This window comes from Rhizobium sp. BK060, from assembly GCF_014193145.1.
Classification (GTDB): domain Bacteria; phylum Pseudomonadota; class Alphaproteobacteria; order Rhizobiales; family Rhizobiaceae; genus Rhizobium.
In genome coordinates, this window is record NZ_JACHYW010000024.1 from 1 (window position 1) to 15582 (window position 15582).

Below are 15582 nucleotides of genomic sequence, written 5' to 3' on the forward strand. Positions count from 1 at the left end.
ATCGCTGCCGTCAGAGACGTCTTGCCGTGGTCAACGTGGCCGATCGTGCCGATGTTAACGTGCGGCTTGTTGCGCTCAAACTTACTCTTTGCCATTTGAATGCTTCCTGTGAACGAAATGGATGACCCCGGCGAACCGGTTTAGTGCCGCCGTTTAAGGCTTTCGTGGAAATTGCGCAAGACCTAATTGCGGACCGTATTCGCAGCCTGCGGGCGCATATGGGAAGGAGGTGCCGGATCGGCAATATCCACCGCAGATGGCAGCGAAGATATATTCGCGAAGAACGGGCGCGACCGGGACCAAGGATATGATACTATTTCATTTACTGCTCTCACGGGGAAGCACTGTCTGGAGACAACGCAATGGAACCAAAGGAAATTGCAAAGCGATCCGCGGGCAACTTTCTGATCTTTGCCGCTTGCGCATTCATATTGTGGATTCTTGCAGCTGCGATCGACTGGGTCGCGCAGATTGTACGCCTCTCCTCGCCTGAGCGGCTTCCAGCTTTGGCGACCTCGATCGTCAGTTCCTCGACGCTGCAGGCGATCGTCGCGATATGGCTGCTTACGGCGGCCTTCGCGATCGCCTTTCCGAAGATGCTGACGCCGCTTTCGACCACGACAATGCTGATGTTCGACGTCGGATACGGCATTCTCGGCGCGCTTACCGGTTTCGGTATCGCCATCGGTCTCTTCGGCGGCGGCTGGTCGATCCTGCTGCGCGCCGTGATCTACAGCGCACTGATTGCGATCGGGTTCATTGCCGTTCGCATCTGGCTTTCAAGGGAAGACCTCAGCGCTTACGGGCAGAGGCGATGGATGATCGCCGGCATCATCGCGCTCGCCTCGCCTTTTGTGCTTCTGTGGGGCTAGCAGCGCAAATCACACGCGCAGGTGCCGCGACAGCACTCTCCATATTCGGAATGAAATCAAGAAGGCGGACAGCCGAGAATAAGATGCTCGTTCTCTACCTATTTATTCCAGGTGCAACCGCAGTCTTTGCGGCGATGGGAATTGCCGCAATTTCCGGTCGCGCGACGGCGCTTCAGATCGCCGTTTATAGATTCGGTCTTATGCTTACCGCAGCGGTGGCTTGCTATGCCTTCGAAGGAGCCCGCGTGGTTCTCACAGTATGGCTCTTGTTCTGTCTGCCGGGTGCAGCGTTATTGATTTTCAGTAAAAAGGCGCTGGACTCTTCGGCACTCTATAAAATGACCGCAGCCTTTAAGGTGAGCCGCTTTGTTTGGAGAGGGTTTGGCAGTCGCGCTGGCGGGCGAGTTGTTCGCTGGTCTCGTCAGAGAGACACGCCGATCTAGGTTGACGGCAGCGCTCAGATCGCTAATCGCTCTCTATCACAGCGCCAATGGTTTTTGCAAAACTACTAAAGGTTGGAGCGGGTAGCGGGAATCGAACCCGCGTATTCAGCTTGGAAGGCTGCTGCTCTACCATTGAGCTATACCCGCGGGGTGGTTCCGATCCAATGACGAATGGTGGAGAGAGTTGGATTTGAACCAACGTAGGCTGAGCCAACGGATTTACAGTCCGTCCCCTTTAACCACTCGGGCATCTCTCCAGTCTTCTCGTCCGGATCGCGAGACCAAGCTCGTCAGACTTTCGAAGCGTTGCCGCCCCTCGGTCTGCGCCGCGTATATGACCGGACGATTTCCGCATGTCAACACGATGACGATGGAAAAAATGTGAAAAATTTCATCGACCGTGGAAAGCCGGGCTCTTGAAAGAAATCCTATGCGGAAAGAAGTGCCCTCGCTATAAAGCCGCATGAGCAAAGACAACAAAATCGGTGGCAAGCCCACCAACGACAAGTCCGCCAAGGACACACATTACGCAACCCTGCGCCGTGCGCATCGCGACAGCAAGCGCGAACGCGGCGAGATTCCGACACCTCCGCCGCAGAAGCGCCGGCGCGGCGCCGAGGACTGGAAGCCGCCGACACTCGCACCCGAGCAGGTCTATCTCTACGGCCTCCACACGGTTCGTGCAGCGCTCGACAACAAAGAGCGCAAGAACGTCAAATTGTCGGTGACCCAGAACGCGCTTGCCCGTCTCGAGATCGATGCCGATCAGCTCGGCATTCCGCTCGAGATCGTCGCTCCGCACGATATCGACAAGCTTCTCGGTCCTGACGCGATCCATCAGGGCGTCATGCTGGAAACGCGGCCCCTTCCCGTTCGCCGGCTCGAAGCGCTGAAAGACAGTCCGCTGCTTCTCGTGCTCGACCAAGTGACCGATCCGCACAACGTCGGCGCCATCATGCGTTCCGCCGTGGCCTTCAATGCCGGTGCCGTCATTACCACGCAACGCCACAGCCCGACCGAATCAGGCGTGCTGGCGAAATCAGCCTCCGGCGCGCTGGAACTCATCCCCTATATCCAGATCACGAACCTTGCGGACGCGCTTGGCGAACTGCACAAGCTCGGCTTCTTCACGATCGGCCTTGATTCGGAAGGTCCCGCCCCGCTCGAAGGTACATTCTCAGGTGAGAAGGTGGCGCTGGTGCTGGGCTCCGAGGGCAAAGGGCTGCGGCAGAAGACACGCGAAACCGTCAGCGCACTTGCAAGGCTCGACATGCCGGGCGCCATCAAGTCCTTGAATGTGTCCAACGCGGCGGCGATTGCTCTCTATGCGGCAAGGCTGCATTTGAAAGTATGATGCAATCGGCGGCGGATCGCGGCAACACGGGAATGCCACGATCCGCCTCGTTCTTCGATCGGCGGCGCTCTTTCTTGCCAATTTGCGCGCTGAGCGACGAGGCAAACGCGAACAGCAATCTCGCCCTGTCGCCGGCCGGAGACTGCGCGACAGCCATTGCAAGGCTCGATCCTTGATCTTCCACATTGAGGGCTTCCGGCTCGTACTGATGAGCGCCGACAGAGCATCCCTTTCATCATGGGGAACCACCGCAGCTTCGGGAAAAGCAAGGAGGAAGGCGGCAAACCATTGCTGATGATCAGAAAAAAGCTGACTCGCCTCGGTTTTGACTCTGCCGTTTTCTATAGCTGTCCCGTACGCGAACAGGAGGAACGTACCCCATATGGCCATCCGCTCCCTCATAGTCGGCACTCTCTTCGTCGCTGTATTCGTCGCCATCATTCTCAGCATCGCTTGGATCGACAAGTCGCAGCCAACGCACGAACCCGCTCCGCTGGCGCCCGCCCCTGAACGCCCCATTCCAACACCCACCCAATAGATCGTCGAGTCGTCGGGGAACCGACGGTCGCCCCCCCGAGTTTGCCACGCACGATTTTCAGGGAGAGAACCGTGCGGTGGTGATGGCCGTCATTGTTTCATGGTTGCCTCGGTGCTGAGCATCGCAATCATGTCGCCATCAGGAGCCAGTGAGACAGGCCCTGGAGACGCGTTGCAAGCAAGCGTGCGGCAAACTGCTCAGAATTGGGCTTGCGAAACCGACGCCGTCTATCTCGTTGCGCTTGCCAATCTCCGGCGGTCAGGTGGCACCCATGAAATCAACATCGCGCCGATTTCTTCTTTACAGGACGGCAGAATCTGGTACTTGGCAGGCATCGCCCTTGTAGCTCAGTTGGTAGAGCACCTGATTTGTAATCAGGGGGTCGCGGGTTCGAACCCTGCCGGGGGCACCATCTCTTGAGGAGACCGGTATCCTATTCCGGATGTCGTGATCTTCTCGGTCGTCTCGAAGAAGCCACGGATTTCGTTCCGTGGCTTTTTTCGTTGCGGGCGAGAAGCGATCAATGTCTCGACCGCACTGCCGGGAGAACCGACAAGGAATCCATTTTACGCCGATGGAGACAAAGCCTTTGTAGCTTCACGGCTATGGGTCGTCGCTTCACCAAATCGTGGCTTTCGAACTCAAAAACGTAGCGATTTCAGGGTTTGCATTTTACGGATTTGGGCCAACCTTCATCTCTTATTGCAGCCGTGGTTGTCCCAATCTCTGAAAGTAAGACAGGATCCGTTCAAAGTGGTAGCGCGTGTCCTCTAAACTGGTAGACTCTACCAACGGAGCCATCGTAGTCGGATGACGGGCTCGCCCAGGGGCCGAAAGCTCTCATCGTTGCCTGACATTTCCGCGGTAAAGGTTCTGGGTTCACTTGCTTGCGTGAGAGTGACCACGCGCGCGGAATCTGACCGATGAACTGGGAGGCCAGAGGATGTTTCAAAAAATAGTAGCGTCGGTCGTGATCGCGATGTTTGTTGCAAGCTGCACAGCCGTTTCGGGCTCCTATCAGTCGGAAGGCTACGCGCCTATTCCCGGCAGCATCACTTACGGCGGCCAGCCTCGAACGAAGATCACGAGGTCGCCGATCGGCTCTTCGTTCCCCCATACGTTCACGGATCAGACAGGGCGCGAGGTCGAGGAGATCTATATCATCCAACCGGATCGAACTCTGCTTATCGCCCAGCGACACTATCGGCCATTTTTGGCCTGGAGCAGGAACTAGGGGGCCGTGCCTCAGAGGCAAGCGCCCCCGAACGTTCACCTCCAACTTCTTCCAGGCCTTTGATCTTGAGAGACCGGGCATCCGGTGAACCCGTTTGACGCGCCTCGTAGCCAGCGAGAAGGCCGCCGTCGACAAAGCGGTCTACCTCGCCCAGCTCCGCTTGGCTTCCTGCTCATTGGGCACGACAGCGGACTTTTTCTTCAAGCAATGCCGTCACAATAAGCTAAATTAGGGAATAGCGCTGGATCCCGGCGCATTCACCAGTCTATATGGATTGGTCAAAGCCGCTCCCGGGAGTTGCAGGCTTCTCAAAATACCCCTGCTGTTCCTTCGTAGTCTCACGGCTGATGCGAGGCTTGGTCCACTTGCGTGCAATCGACACGACGATCTGTCTAGCGGTTTCCTCCTCGATATCGAGGGGTCCTGCCGGCGGATCCTCAGGGCCGCCCCTCGGCGGTACCGCCGTGCAGGTCAGCACGTATGCGCCCTTCGGCTTTTAGATGCGAACAGGATCGCGTTGCCCGGCTACAAGGTAGTACCCGCTCGAGTGATCCACGGGCCATGCACCGAGTTGGAAAAGCGGCTCCAAAACGCGCCTTTCAGCGACGATACCCTGGATTCGGATCCGCGGTTTCACGTACTTGGACCCGTCTACGATGGCTAACGCGGACGCCATCGATCTCTGAGTTGACCAGCGAAATCGGCCTCTACCCAGAGGAGCGACTCCCTACCTCGTCAGACCCGCTTGCCGATCCAACTCAAAACTTCGTCATGTTTGCCGCAGGTGGATTGGGTGACCGCACGAGGGTCTTCTTGTATTCCGCCACTGCCTTCAATATCGGCCCTAAAACCCAGTCGTACATTGCGCCGATATTGTGCTCCTGTTGCGGGTCGGCCTCGATGTTGAATACCGGGGATAACCGTTCATGGGTGCAGCGCTTGCACCTACGCCTCCCATCAGGATTGCCCCGCCCGCACCGCTGCGGCCCGGCGCTACGTCAGCAAAATAGGCCCGGAACTGCTTCCAGCGAACGGCGACCAGTTCCGAACGCACGAAGGTCAGCAAATGCTGGCGCGCCCCGTTGTCATCTTCGCCGAGCAGGAGTTTGCTCTGGTCGACGCCGTCGATCGGCCGGTTGTCCGGAATTTTGCCGCCCGCAATATGTGCGAGGGTCGGGAAGAAGTCCATGATCGAGAACATTGCGTATAAGGACCGCGGCTTGATCCGTTGCGGCCAGCGGATCATGGCGGCGGCGCGGATTGCGCCTTCGCTCACTTCGCCAAGCGCGCCGCGGCAAGGCCCGGAGGCTCCCATGTCTGGCATGTCGGCGCCGAAGCGGCTCGCGCCAGGACCGTCCGGTCCGTTGTCGGAGGCGACAACGACGATGGTATCCTCCTCTGCGCCAAGCTGCTTCAACGCGTCAAGCATCGTGCCGACTAAGGCATCGCCCTCCAGCAGGGAGTCGCCAAACTGGCCGATACGGGACGCGCCTTCAATGACTGGTGCGCCTTTTGACCCGCGGTCGTGGAGATCTTTCCTCGATCCAGAGTTCACGATCCGAGCGCCCTTTCGACCGCGTCGACAAGTACGGCCGCCGCGAACGGCTTTCGCAAATATGCGATGCACCCTGCCTGCTCTGCCTCGGTTTTCAGGCGAGCGTCTTCGAGGGCGGTAATGAAGATCACCGGCAGCTTCAATCCAGCCACTTTCACCCTCCGCTGTAGTTCGATGCCGGACATGCCGCCCAGGTCGATGTCCAGCACGAGGCAGCCGATCGGCGTCTCTGGATCACGGCCGAGAAAGGCTTCCGCCGATGCATACTCCATCGCCAGAAACCCGTAGGCATTGAGGAGCCGCCCGACGCTTCGACGTAGGCTCGCATCATCATCGACGACTGCGACAGTGCGGCGCAGCTTTCCCACCTCATGCCCCCCATTCGTGACAATACGCGAGATACGCAGTTGCCTGTCATTGTAGGTGCGTCGGCGGTTGCTTGATATTGCCCTAAGGGGATGGTCGCCCGATCACTCCCAGAGAGCACTGCGTCCGCGGTCGAGGCCGATGTCGGCGGCGATCGTGACAACCTCCGCCAAAGACTTTGCTCCGAGCTTCTCCATAACCTGATGGCGGTGCACCTTCACCGTCCGCTCCGAAATGCCAAGGGCATAGGCGATCTGCTTGTTGAGCTGGCCACGGATGATCAGCCCGAAGACTTCCGCTTCGCGCGCGCTCAAGCTCGCCATCAATGTCCTCAGCTCCTGCAGACGCTCGTGCTCGGCCCGCCGCCTTTCATATTGAGCCAACGCGCACTCGATCGTTTCCATCAGGACGGCGACCGAGCTCGGCTTCTCCAGGAAGTCCTGTGCGCCCGCCTTCATCGCGTCGACGCCGGCCTTTACGTCTCCTTCGCCGGTGAGGAATACGATTGGCAGTAGCGGCGCCAGCTCCCACAACCGGCGCTGTATCTGCAGGCCAGACTGGCCGGGCATCTGCAGGTCAAGGAGAACGCAGCCCGGCTCGCAGCTTGGAAGGCAGGCGAGAAACTGATCTCCGGATTCATAGGCCTCGACCTTCACGCCGTAGGCGGAGAGCAGCCGTGCAGTCGCCGTTCGGTAGGATTTGTCGTCATCGACGATATGGACGACCGGTTTCATGAGCCTCGCTCCTCCCGTCGGGCCAGAGGCAGGACCACCCGGAAGATGGCGCCGCCTTCAGGCCGGTTGTGCGCAGAGATCGTGCCGCCATATGTCTCGACGATGGCGCGCGCTATGGAAAGACCCAACCCTGTCCCTGCCTTCTTGGTCGTATAGAACGGCTCGAAGATGCTGGACAGGCGTTCTTCGGGAATGCCGCTGCCTGTGTCGACCACACAGAGCTCGGCCCTCTCCTTTGCAATTCCTGTTACGAACGTCAGGATTCTTCTGGCGCAATCGGCGTCCATCATGGCGTCCATCGCGTTGGTCGCCAGATTGAGGACGACCTGTTGCACATGAACTTTGTCTGCCCGAACCGGCAGCTCGGTCGTCGGCTGTTTCGTATTAAGCGTAATCCCTCTGCGATCAGCCTCGCCGTGCATGATGTGGATCGCGCTCGACGTGATGTCGTTCAGGTCGAATTCCTGCCAATCAATCTCACGTCTCTTCTTGAGCAATCCTCGCATCCGGCCAATGATGTCGCCCGCACGCTGATCGTCCTCCTGTATGTCGAGAAGGATCTGCTGAATCAACTCCAGATCGGGGTTGCCACTTCGAAGGAGCTGTGACGCTGCCTCGGCATTGTTTCGAATTGCCGACAGGGGCTGGTTTAGTTCGTGGGCGATCGATGAAGACAAGGCGCCGGCCGTTGCGGACTGGTTGAGGTGGACAGCTTCGAGCAGGTGAAGGCGAGACATACTCTCTGCATCCTGGCGACGACGTCGCTCGAGCAGCAATGCAGCGATAACGCCGGCCTGCATTAGAACGACGCCGAGCGCCACTGTTACCGCCAGCCAGTGTTCTTCCCACAGGCTCTTCTCCTTGTGCATCTGGACGGTACCCGGAGGAAGGTTCCCCTCCGCAAGCCCCCAACGTCGGAGTTGTCGAGAATCTACGATGTTTATCTGGGGTGCCTGGATATCGGACACCGGTCGGCCGGCTATGACATCGACGACAAGATTTCCGACGGTCCGGCCCAAAGCGTCAAAGGTGACGGTATTGCCGCCGACGATGCCATGGTCGATGTAGGTCTGATAGGGGCCATAGACAGGCGCGCTGGCCGTTGCCGCGATCAGCTTGATCGCCTCGCGCGGAATGAAATTCCGCCCTGCCCGATCCTTAAAGACCGTCAACGCCAAGATAATGCTATCGGACGGGACATGCGATGCACGTTCGACAAATTCCTCGATCGTCAGATCTTCAAGGTACGTCGTTTCGTATGATTTGGAGAACTCGTCAAGATCGGCGTGCGCCGTCGACAACCATCCCCGGTCGAAGTCCGACGATCCACCGATGATATACAGGTAACGGGCATTGGGCTGCAGTTTGCGGGCCATTTCGGCCGTCTTCAAAATATCGAATGTGGCGAACGCGCCGATCACGTCATCGGGTAGATCGATGTTCTCCGCGGTGGAGCTGCCGAAGCCTGCGGCGACTATCTTCGCACCGGGAGCGATCCTTCCTCGGTTCGTCGATATGAAGCTGGCAGACTCCTTGCCAAGTGCGACGATCACGTCCGGGCGACGAGCGGCATACTTCTCCGCCAGATATCGGCCCATGCGTACGACATGATCGGCTTCCGGAAACCTCGACAGATCAAGAAACTCCGAAAACAGATCGATCTTGCCCTCAGTCGCTTCCAGCAGGCGGCTGCGCAATGCTTCTCCGGCAGCGGTCGTTGCCGCGATCCGCTCATCATAGGGATAAAGTATGAGAACCCGCGGCGGCCGATCGAGGAGTGCATGCGACGTTTCCGAGGCAACGGCGTAGCACCCGCAAACAACCGCTGAGACAGCGATCGCCAGAACGGCGGCTCCTTGAAATCTAGCGGAACAACTGCATCCCCAGCCCATCAGACTTCCCCCAGATGCTCGGCGAACATAACAGCTTCACGCTGTGGTGTCATCCGGACAATTGCTACTCCGGATTGTTCCGAAGTCCGCAGATTCCCCAAAGGGCAATATCGGGGGAGAACCGTATTCGGTAGAGTTGGGCGGCGCCGGATAGAGTGCAACTCGGCGGGCGCACTCATCTGGGAGTACATCCTATGCTAGCCAGCCCCGACCTCCGCAAAACGGCACGCGGCGTGATGCTCGTGCTCGCCGCCACACTTTTCCTGGCGGCGTCCGCCTCCGCGCAGAGCGATCCCCTGTCCTCCTGGAACGATACCGCGCCCAAGGCAGCTATCGTCTCCTTCGTCGAGAGGGTAACCAAGCAGGGTTCGCCCGATTTCGTCCCGGAAGCCGAACGCATCGCCGTCTTCGACAATGACGGCACGCTGTGGGTCGAGCATCCGATGTACACGCAGCTTGCCTTCGCCCTGGACCGCGTGATGACGCTCGCTCCGCAGCATCCGGAATGGAAAAATGTACAGCCGTTCAAGGCGGTGCTCGAAGGCGATATGAAAACGCTTGCGGCATCGGGCGAAAGAGGCCTCCTGGAACTCATCATGGTCACCCACGCGGGACTGACGAACGACGATTTCCAGAAGGTCGTCACCGATTGGCTTTCAACGGCACGGGACCCAAAATTCAAGCGGCCCTACACCGAACTCGTCTACCTGCCGATGGTGGAACTGCTTTCCTATTTGCGCGCCAACGGCTTCAAGACCTACATCGTGTCGGGTGGTGGCGTTGAGTTCATGCGACCATGGACGGAGAAGGTCTACGGCGTCCCGCCGGAGCAGGTCATCGGTTCCTCGATCAAGACCGAGTTCAAGATGCAGGACGACACGCCGACCCTGTACCGTCTGCCGGAAGTCAACTTCGTCGATGACAAGGCGGGCAAGCCGGTCGGAATCAACCAACAGATCGGCCGTCGACCGATTGCAGCGTTCGGCAATTCCGACGGCGATCTCGAAATGCTGCAGTGGACGACGATGGCGGGCGCGCCTGCGCGTCTCGGCATGCTCGTCCACCACACCGATGCGCAGCGCGAATACGCCTACGACCGTGATACCGAATTCGGCCGCCTCGACAAGGCGCTGGATGCCGCCGCGATCACCGGCTGGACCGTCATCGACATGAAGGCCGACTGGAAGCAGATCTTCAAGGACTAGGACCGTGCGCCTGGGCGGCGTGCCAAATGCTTGAGACATCACACTTCAACGACGTTCACCAAGGGTGACGGGCTTCCTGCCCGTTCGAACTGGGAGGATAGATGCCATGAAAGTCGACCGTTTCACCACGCTGATCTTTGCCGCAGGTTTTGCGATGACGACCGCTGCCTTCGCACAGGATGCGCCGAAGAAGCCGCACGTACCGCTCGAAAAGGCAATTGGCCAAGTCACGCCGACAGGTCCGGTGCCGTCATTGGCAGTGATCAATTCGGCTGGTGCCAAAATCGAAAACGGAAAGCTCGTTCTGACCGGCGTCTCGGCCAACTCGATCGTCTTTGCCGACCGGCCGGTGCGCGCCGCCGGCCATGTGACGACCGAACAATTCATCATGCAATGGGACGACGGCAAGGACAATTTCGCCGTCGATCCTCCGAACGCGACGGTATCGGTGCTGGGCGGCGACGGATCTGACGTCAGCGACGCCGTCGTCACGCTGAAGACTCCGAAACTCGACGGCACGACGCTGACATTCGACATCGCCGTTCTGGAGGGAAGCCTAAGCGGTGCGACTGGACCCGCGGCACTCTTCATCGATCACTTCGGTGGAAGTTTCGGAGGAGGTGGTTTCGGTGGCTTCCATGGAGGCGGTTTGGGCGGCGGCAGCTTCGGCGGCGGCGGTTTCCGTGGCGGAGACTTCGCGGGAGGCGATTTCCGTGGCGGCTTCCGTGGAGACGACGTGCATATCGGCGACACGAACATCAACCGTGTCGGCGGCACCTACTGGCATGCGCCCGTCTACCATGGGGCTTGGTATCGCGGCGCTCCCGTTGCCGCGGGCGTGGTCGCCGGCGCAGCCATCGGAGCGGCGGCAGCCCGCCCCTACTATCCCTACTACAATTCCTACGACAACAACCAGCAATGCGGCTACTATCCCTACCCGCCTTGCTATTGATCTTCCATCTGCGTGACGAAGGCGGCGTGACTCTTCCAAACCAGCTATCATGGAGCGATCGAGTGGCAGGATCTGTTCGGTCAGAAGCGGAAAAGGGATTGGTCCTCCTCCTGACCCTATTGTTCCTGTCGCTGGCGTTCAGCGGGCAGAGCCTTGCTACCGAGAAAATAGCGACGTCCGCTCCGGATCCCCGGTTGTCGATTCATGAAGGTTTTGTCGACGAAACGACCTGCGCCTCCTGCCATGGCGATCAGGCGGCCGCTTTCGCAAAATCCCACCATGCCAAGGCCATGGCGCTGGCGACCGACGGCACCGTCCGCGGCGATTTCAACAATGCTCGGTTTGAACACGACGGCATTGTCACGACGTTCTCTCGTCGCGAAGGCCGGTTTTTCGTCAAAACGGAAGGGCCGGATGGCAACGAAGGCGAGTTCGAAGTCAAATATACCTTCGCCTATGAACCGCTTCAGCAGTACCTCGCGGATATAGGAGGAGGACGGCTGCAGGCTCTCGACATAGCCTGGGACACGGCCAAACGACAGTGGTTCTGGCTCGGCAACGACGCCCCGGCCAAGCCCGGTTCGACATATCATTGGACAGGCTCTTTCTACCGCTGGAACCGCACCTGCATCGACTGTCATTCGACCGATCCTCAAGCGAACTTTCAACCGGCGGCGAACGAATACAACTCGACCTATGTCGCCACCAGCATCGGCTGTCAGTCCTGTCACGGTCCGGGTGCCGAGCACGTCGCATGGGCGCAGTCCAGCGACGCCTCGTCAGCCGACAAGCCAGACCTGGGCTTGCCGAAGGCCGATGCAAGCGTCTGTTTTGCCTGCCATGCAAGACGGACCAAGCTCTTGAGCGGCTACGATGCCGGGAAGCCTTTTCTCGACTACTTCTCCCCTGCACTACTCCGACAGGATCTCTATTTTTCAGATGGGCAGATACTCGACGAGGTCTTCGAGTATGGCTCCTTTCAACAAAGCAAAATGGCAAGGGCGGGGGTGACATGTCTGGACTGCCATCGGCCACACGATGCCGGCCTGAAGGCCGAGGGCAATGCGCTCTGCGCGCAATGCCACGCGGAAACCAAACCTGAGCGCTTCGTCAAGCAGGATCCGAGTGGCCTGTTCGACGCGCCTGTTCACACCCACCACCCGGTCGGTTCGGCGGGAGCTCAATGTGCCAATTGCCACATGCCCGAGCGCATATACATGAAGGTAGATCCGAGACGCGACCACTCGTTCGTCATCCCTCGGCCAGATCTGTCGACGACATTCGGAACGCCGAATGCATGCACGACGTGCCATGCTGAAAAGGACAATGCCTGGGCAGCCGAGAACATGGACAAATGGTATGGAACGAAATGGCGTCAACGCCCCACGATCACCCATACTTTCGCCGGAGCCGCAAACGGCGATCGGACAGCCGTGGAGGCGTTGCGCAAGCTTGTCAAGGATCGGGAACAGGCGGGGATCGTCAGGGGTAGCGCAATCGCTAGAATGAGCCGGATCGGCGGAGTGGATACAACCGCGGACATTCGGGCCGCGTCAACAGATGCAGATCCCCTTGTGAGGCTTGGCGCCGCAGAAGCAGCAAGCAGCCTCCCGCCAGAACACAGGCTAGAGGCGATCGGCGACCTGCTCAGCGATGACACCCGCGCTGTGCGTGTCGCGGCCGTCACCGCTCTCGGCAGCACTCCTGCCGACCTCTTCGGCAACCAGCGAGGCAGCTTCGAGAAAGCGGTCGAAGACCTGCGCGCCTACGTCGATACAAATGCAGACGTTGCGGAAACGCAAAGCAACTATGGTGTCTTCCTGTTCGGCCAACAGCGTATTCCAGAGGCCGAAGCCGCCTTCCGGCGGTCGATTTCTCTCGACCCTACCCTAGAAGGTTCGCGTGTCAATCTCGCGGAGTTTTACCGTGCCATCGGACGGAACGACAAATCCGAGCAAACCTATGCCGAAGCAATTTCAATTTCGCCCGAACGGGCAGATTTGCGCTACGGACATGGTCTCTCGCTGGTTCGCGAAAAGGCGCTGACCGACGCGATCGCAGAACTCGAGGAAGCGGTCCGGCTTGACGCTGGAAACTCCCGCTACCAGACGACGCTAGCAGTCGCCCTCGATTCCGTCGGCAGGACCGAAGACGCCCTGAACCGTCTCGATCGCTGGGCGGCGACGGGAGACGCAGCCATCATCGGCCTCGCGCTGCAATATAGTTTCAAGCTTCAGAGGCTGCCGGAAGCGTTGCAATTTGCCGAACGAATGGCCCAACTGAGACCCCAAGACCAGCAGATCTTGGATCTGCTCAGGCAGTTGCGCCAGGCAGTCAACCAAAAATAGGCGTACAGCTTGCGGAAATTCACCTCCTGTTGCACAGTCCCGACTCGGGATCAGTGCTGGGTTCAAACGAGATCGGGGGATTCTCATGAAGGCCATTCACTTGCATGCGATTGTCTTGCTAGCCGGCGTCACAGCCGCAACGATCGGCAACGCCGCCGATATGACGCCTCTCGCGCCGGAGGCGAAGACGGTCGAGACCCGGAGCGGCTGGGAGTTCACGGTCGCGCCATACTTCTGGGCTGCCGGGATTTCCGGAGACGTACGGCAATTCGGGCTTCCCGAAGTCAACATCGACGCCGATTTCGGCGACATTCTCGACAATCTCGACTTCGCCTTCATGGCGACAGGCGAAGCACGATATGACCGCTACAGCATCGTCGGCGACGTGATCTACGTCAAACTGGGGGCCGATGCGCACACGCCCCGTGGCATCTTTGCCGACAGCGTCGACGTGACGTCCGAGACCTTCGCAGGACTTCTCGGCGTGGGTTACGCCGTCCTCGAAGATCAAAATGGCCACCTTGACGTGTTCGGCGGTATGAAAGTCTGGTCGGTCGAGACGGACATCTCCTTCAACGGCGGACTTCTGGCCGGTGTGGAGCGGGAAGACAGTGCCACGTGGGTGGACGCGGTCGTCGGCCTGCGCGGGAACTACTTCTTCACCCCGGAAATCTATGTCACGGGATGGGGACTGGTGGGCGGCGGCGGTGCCGACGTCGACTGGGACGTGGGCCTCGGCCTCGGTTACAAGTTCAACGACACCATCTCGGCGGTGGCCGGATACCGCGCACTGGGCGTCAACTACGAGAACGACGGGTTTGTCTTCGACGTTGTCCAGCAGGGCCCGATCATCGGGGTTTCGTTCCACTTCTAATGAGGGCGAGAGCGCCTTGAGCAGTTCGGCGATCAGCGCAGCTGACGGTCGTCGTGCTCTCTTTGCGATAGCCGGATGTCCTGCAGAAATCGGACGAGCGACCCCGCCAGGAAGCAAAGTGCCGCAATGAATAGTACGGCGGCGCCTGGTTCGTGGCGGTATCCCAAAAAAGCGACGACGAATCCGAATAGGAGGAGAAGCGTCACGCCGATCCCGGCAAGGACGGCCATGTGCACTGCACTGTTCAAGAGCAGTTCCCGCCGCCTCAGCTCCCCGATTTCCTGCTTCAGCCACACTCGAGAGACATCACCTTCATCGATCTCGCGGAGGCTTCTGATCCGCTCGGTTACGCCGGAAATCCGATTGACCAGAATCGCCACCATCGCCGCGACGGCATTGAGCACGAATGCCGGCGCGACCGCGTGATTGATCATTGTTGAAAGCTGATCAGCTTCGACTGACATACAGGCACCTTCGATCTATACGGACGAATGGACGACCGCGCCGTGGAGGCGCTACGGAATCACATTGACTGCACGCGCGGCCACGAGCACGAGTGTCAGCAGTGAAATGGCACTTTCGAGCATCATCAGCCCCTTCGCACGCCGGGTGAGCGGCAGCACGTCGGTAGGACTGAACGCGGTCGCCGTATTGAATGCGAGGGAAAGATAATCGAGGTAGAGCGGTCGCCAGTCCGGGGGCGCCAGTTCGGGAACCGAAGCCTGGGGAAAGAGCCAGTCGGGCGTTCCAGCCATCCCACGCGCGATACGCGATGGGCCACCCGCGTCGATCTGCCAATAGAGCAGCGAGAAGGTGAGCACGTTGGTGATCCAGATGGTAACTGAAGACGTCAACAGCGACACTGATCGCGTCTCGGGCGGGTGGATGGTGATGATCCCAACCATATCTCCGAGTTCTGCCGCCGTATTCCCTGCATAGACGCCGGCAAGCAGCATGATGGCGACGTGCTCGATGCGCAGCCACATTGCCTTGTCGGTCGACACCGTCACCATGATCATTGGAACGATAGCTGCAATCAGGACCGCGTATGACACCCATCGCGGCATGGCATAGACGTGATGCGGCAGCACGTCCAAAAGGGCGAACACCGCCAGGATCGCCATCACAGGAGGCCAGCGTGGTTCGTCGCGACCTGCTTGGATGAAATCGCTCATCGTTACGCCCTCAGTCGGCCCCAAGGCCTGACAGATAAAG

General features: G+C 59.3%; 15 protein-coding genes and 3 tRNA genes. 9 read left to right on the forward strand and 9 right to left on the reverse strand.

All coding sequences use genetic code 11. The features are described from left to right. Positions 1–95: GTP-binding protein (locus tag FHT71_RS23060; protein ID WP_018010120.1), on the reverse strand; the 95-nt coding region annotated here is incomplete at its 3' end. A gap of 267 nt (positions 96–362) precedes the next feature. Between FHT71_RS23060 and FHT71_RS23065 the strand changes: the two genes are divergently transcribed. Both FHT71_RS23065 and FHT71_RS23070 read left to right on the forward strand, forming a co-directional pair. Further along, entirely contained in the window at positions 363–872 is a 510-nt protein-coding gene (locus tag FHT71_RS23065; protein WP_132592282.1) for a hypothetical protein, read from the forward strand. An 83-nt stretch (positions 873–955) separates the two neighbouring features. Next, complete coding sequence (locus tag FHT71_RS23070) at positions 956–1315, forward strand: hypothetical protein (RefSeq protein ID WP_183722197.1); 360 nt, start codon at positions 956–958, stop codon at positions 1313–1315. 73 nt (positions 1316–1388) lie between these two features. On the opposite strand, the gene FHT71_RS23075 is transcribed toward FHT71_RS23070, so the two are convergent. Together FHT71_RS23075 and FHT71_RS23080 are read right to left on the reverse strand one after the other, a co-directional pair. Then, positions 1389–1462: transfer RNA gene (locus FHT71_RS23075), tRNA-Gly, on the reverse strand. A gap of 25 nt (positions 1463–1487) precedes the next feature. Continuing rightward, positions 1488–1572 (reverse strand) — tRNA-Tyr (locus FHT71_RS23080). A gap of 206 nt (positions 1573–1778) precedes the next feature. Here FHT71_RS23080 and rlmB point away from each other — a divergent pair. The 3 genes from rlmB to FHT71_RS23095 all read left to right on the forward strand — a co-directional run bounded on the left by rlmB (position 1779) and on the right by FHT71_RS23095 (position 4441). Further along, the gene (rlmB, locus tag FHT71_RS23085) at positions 1779–2669 is read left to right on the forward strand and encodes a 23S rRNA (guanosine(2251)-2'-O)-methyltransferase RlmB (protein WP_132592278.1); all 891 of its coding nucleotides are present in this window, start codon (positions 1779–1781) and stop codon (positions 2667–2669) included. Between the two features lie 874 nt (positions 2670–3543). Next, positions 3544–3619: transfer RNA gene (locus tag FHT71_RS23090), tRNA-Thr, on the forward strand. A gap of 531 nt (positions 3620–4150) precedes the next feature. Continuing rightward, entirely contained in the window at positions 4151–4441 is a 291-nt protein-coding gene (locus FHT71_RS23095) for a hypothetical protein (RefSeq protein WP_007791497.1), read from the forward strand. An 844-nt stretch (positions 4442–5285) separates the two neighbouring features. Here the strand turns inward: FHT71_RS23095 and FHT71_RS23100 are convergent. The 4 genes from FHT71_RS23100 to FHT71_RS23115 all read right to left on the reverse strand — a co-directional run bounded on the left by FHT71_RS23100 (position 5286) and on the right by FHT71_RS23115 (position 8988). Further along, positions 5286–5996 carry a sulfatase-like hydrolase/transferase gene (locus FHT71_RS23100; protein ID WP_183722200.1) on the reverse strand — a complete coding sequence of 237 codons (711 nt, stop codon included), beginning with the start codon at positions 5994–5996 and terminating at the stop codon, positions 5286–5288. Further along, positions 5993–6364 carry a response regulator gene (locus FHT71_RS23105; protein WP_007791502.1) on the reverse strand — a complete coding sequence of 124 codons (372 nt, stop codon included), beginning with the start codon at positions 6362–6364 and terminating at the stop codon, positions 5993–5995. Before FHT71_RS23105 ends, FHT71_RS23100 begins: the two co-directional genes overlap by 4 nt. Before the next feature lie 102 nt (positions 6365–6466). After that, positions 6467–7096, reverse strand: a complete 630-nt coding sequence (locus FHT71_RS23110; protein WP_183722204.1) for a response regulator — start codon at positions 7094–7096, stop codon at positions 6467–6469. Further along, positions 7093–8988 carry a HAMP domain-containing sensor histidine kinase gene (locus tag FHT71_RS23115; RefSeq protein WP_183722207.1) on the reverse strand — a complete coding sequence of 632 codons (1896 nt, stop codon included), beginning with the start codon at positions 8986–8988 and terminating at the stop codon, positions 7093–7095. Before FHT71_RS23115 ends, FHT71_RS23110 begins: the two co-directional genes overlap by 4 nt. Before the next feature lie 194 nt (positions 8989–9182). On the opposite strand from FHT71_RS23115, the gene FHT71_RS23120 reads away from it, so the two are divergent. The 4 genes from FHT71_RS23120 (at position 9183) to FHT71_RS23135 (ending at position 14367) form a co-directional block, all read left to right on the forward strand. Continuing rightward, positions 9183–10193: an HAD family hydrolase gene (locus FHT71_RS23120; RefSeq protein ID WP_132592270.1), complete on the forward strand. Its 1011-nt coding sequence runs from the start codon at positions 9183–9185 to the stop codon at positions 10191–10193. A gap of 106 nt (positions 10194–10299) precedes the next feature. Then, positions 10300–11145 carry a hypothetical protein gene (locus FHT71_RS23125; RefSeq protein ID WP_183722210.1) on the forward strand — a complete coding sequence of 282 codons (846 nt, stop codon included), beginning with the start codon at positions 10300–10302 and terminating at the stop codon, positions 11143–11145. Positions 11146–11207: 62 nt separating this feature from the next. Then, positions 11208–13493, forward strand: a complete 2286-nt coding sequence (locus tag FHT71_RS23130) for a tetratricopeptide repeat protein (RefSeq protein ID WP_183722213.1) — start codon at positions 11208–11210, stop codon at positions 13491–13493. Between the two features lie 85 nt (positions 13494–13578). Continuing rightward, complete coding sequence (locus tag FHT71_RS23135; protein WP_132592264.1) at positions 13579–14367, forward strand: hypothetical protein; 789 nt, start codon at positions 13579–13581, stop codon at positions 14365–14367. A 32-nt stretch (positions 14368–14399) separates the two neighbouring features. Here the strand turns inward: FHT71_RS23135 and FHT71_RS23140 are convergent, their stop codons facing one another. Both FHT71_RS23140 and FHT71_RS23145 read right to left on the reverse strand, forming a co-directional pair. Continuing rightward, the gene (locus FHT71_RS23140) at positions 14400–14831 is read right to left on the reverse strand and encodes a DUF2721 domain-containing protein (RefSeq protein ID WP_183722216.1); all 432 of its coding nucleotides are present in this window, start codon (positions 14829–14831) and stop codon (positions 14400–14402) included. A 51-nt stretch (positions 14832–14882) separates the two neighbouring features. Further along, positions 14883–15542, reverse strand: coding sequence for a hypothetical protein (locus tag FHT71_RS23145; protein ID WP_132592260.1), 660 nt, complete (start codon positions 15540–15542; stop codon positions 14883–14885). Between the last annotated feature and the right edge of the window lie 40 nt (positions 15543–15582).

What these genes read in the sequence shown, in the direction of transcription:
- FHT71_RS23065 (WP_132592282.1), top strand. Translation starts at nt 363, where the DNA reads ATGGAACCAAAGGAAATTGCAAAGCGATCCGCGGGCAACTTTCTGATC.
- FHT71_RS23070 (WP_183722197.1), top strand. Translation starts at nt 956, where the DNA reads ATGCTCGTTCTCTACCTATTTATTCCAGGTGCAACCGCAGTCTTTGCG.
- rlmB (WP_132592278.1), top strand. Translation starts at nt 1,779, where the DNA reads ATGAGCAAAGACAACAAAATCGGTGGCAAGCCCACCAACGACAAGTCC.
- FHT71_RS23095 (WP_007791497.1), top strand. Translation starts at nt 4,151, where the DNA reads ATGTTTCAAAAAATAGTAGCGTCGGTCGTGATCGCGATGTTTGTTGCA.
- FHT71_RS23110 (WP_183722204.1), bottom strand. Translation starts at nt 7,096, where the DNA reads ATGAAACCGGTCGTCCATATCGTCGATGACGACAAATCCTACCGAACG.
- FHT71_RS23115 (WP_183722207.1), bottom strand. Translation starts at nt 8,988, where the DNA reads ATGGGCTGGGGATGCAGTTGTTCCGCTAGATTTCAAGGAGCCGCCGTT.
- FHT71_RS23120 (WP_132592270.1), top strand. Translation starts at nt 9,183, where the DNA reads ATGCTAGCCAGCCCCGACCTCCGCAAAACGGCACGCGGCGTGATGCTC.
- FHT71_RS23125 (WP_183722210.1), top strand. Translation starts at nt 10,300, where the DNA reads ATGAAAGTCGACCGTTTCACCACGCTGATCTTTGCCGCAGGTTTTGCG.
- FHT71_RS23135 (WP_132592264.1), top strand. Translation starts at nt 13,579, where the DNA reads ATGAAGGCCATTCACTTGCATGCGATTGTCTTGCTAGCCGGCGTCACA.
- FHT71_RS23140 (WP_183722216.1), bottom strand. Translation starts at nt 14,831, where the DNA reads ATGTCAGTCGAAGCTGATCAGCTTTCAACAATGATCAATCACGCGGTC.
- FHT71_RS23145 (WP_132592260.1), bottom strand. Translation starts at nt 15,542, where the DNA reads ATGAGCGATTTCATCCAAGCAGGTCGCGACGAACCACGCTGGCCTCCT.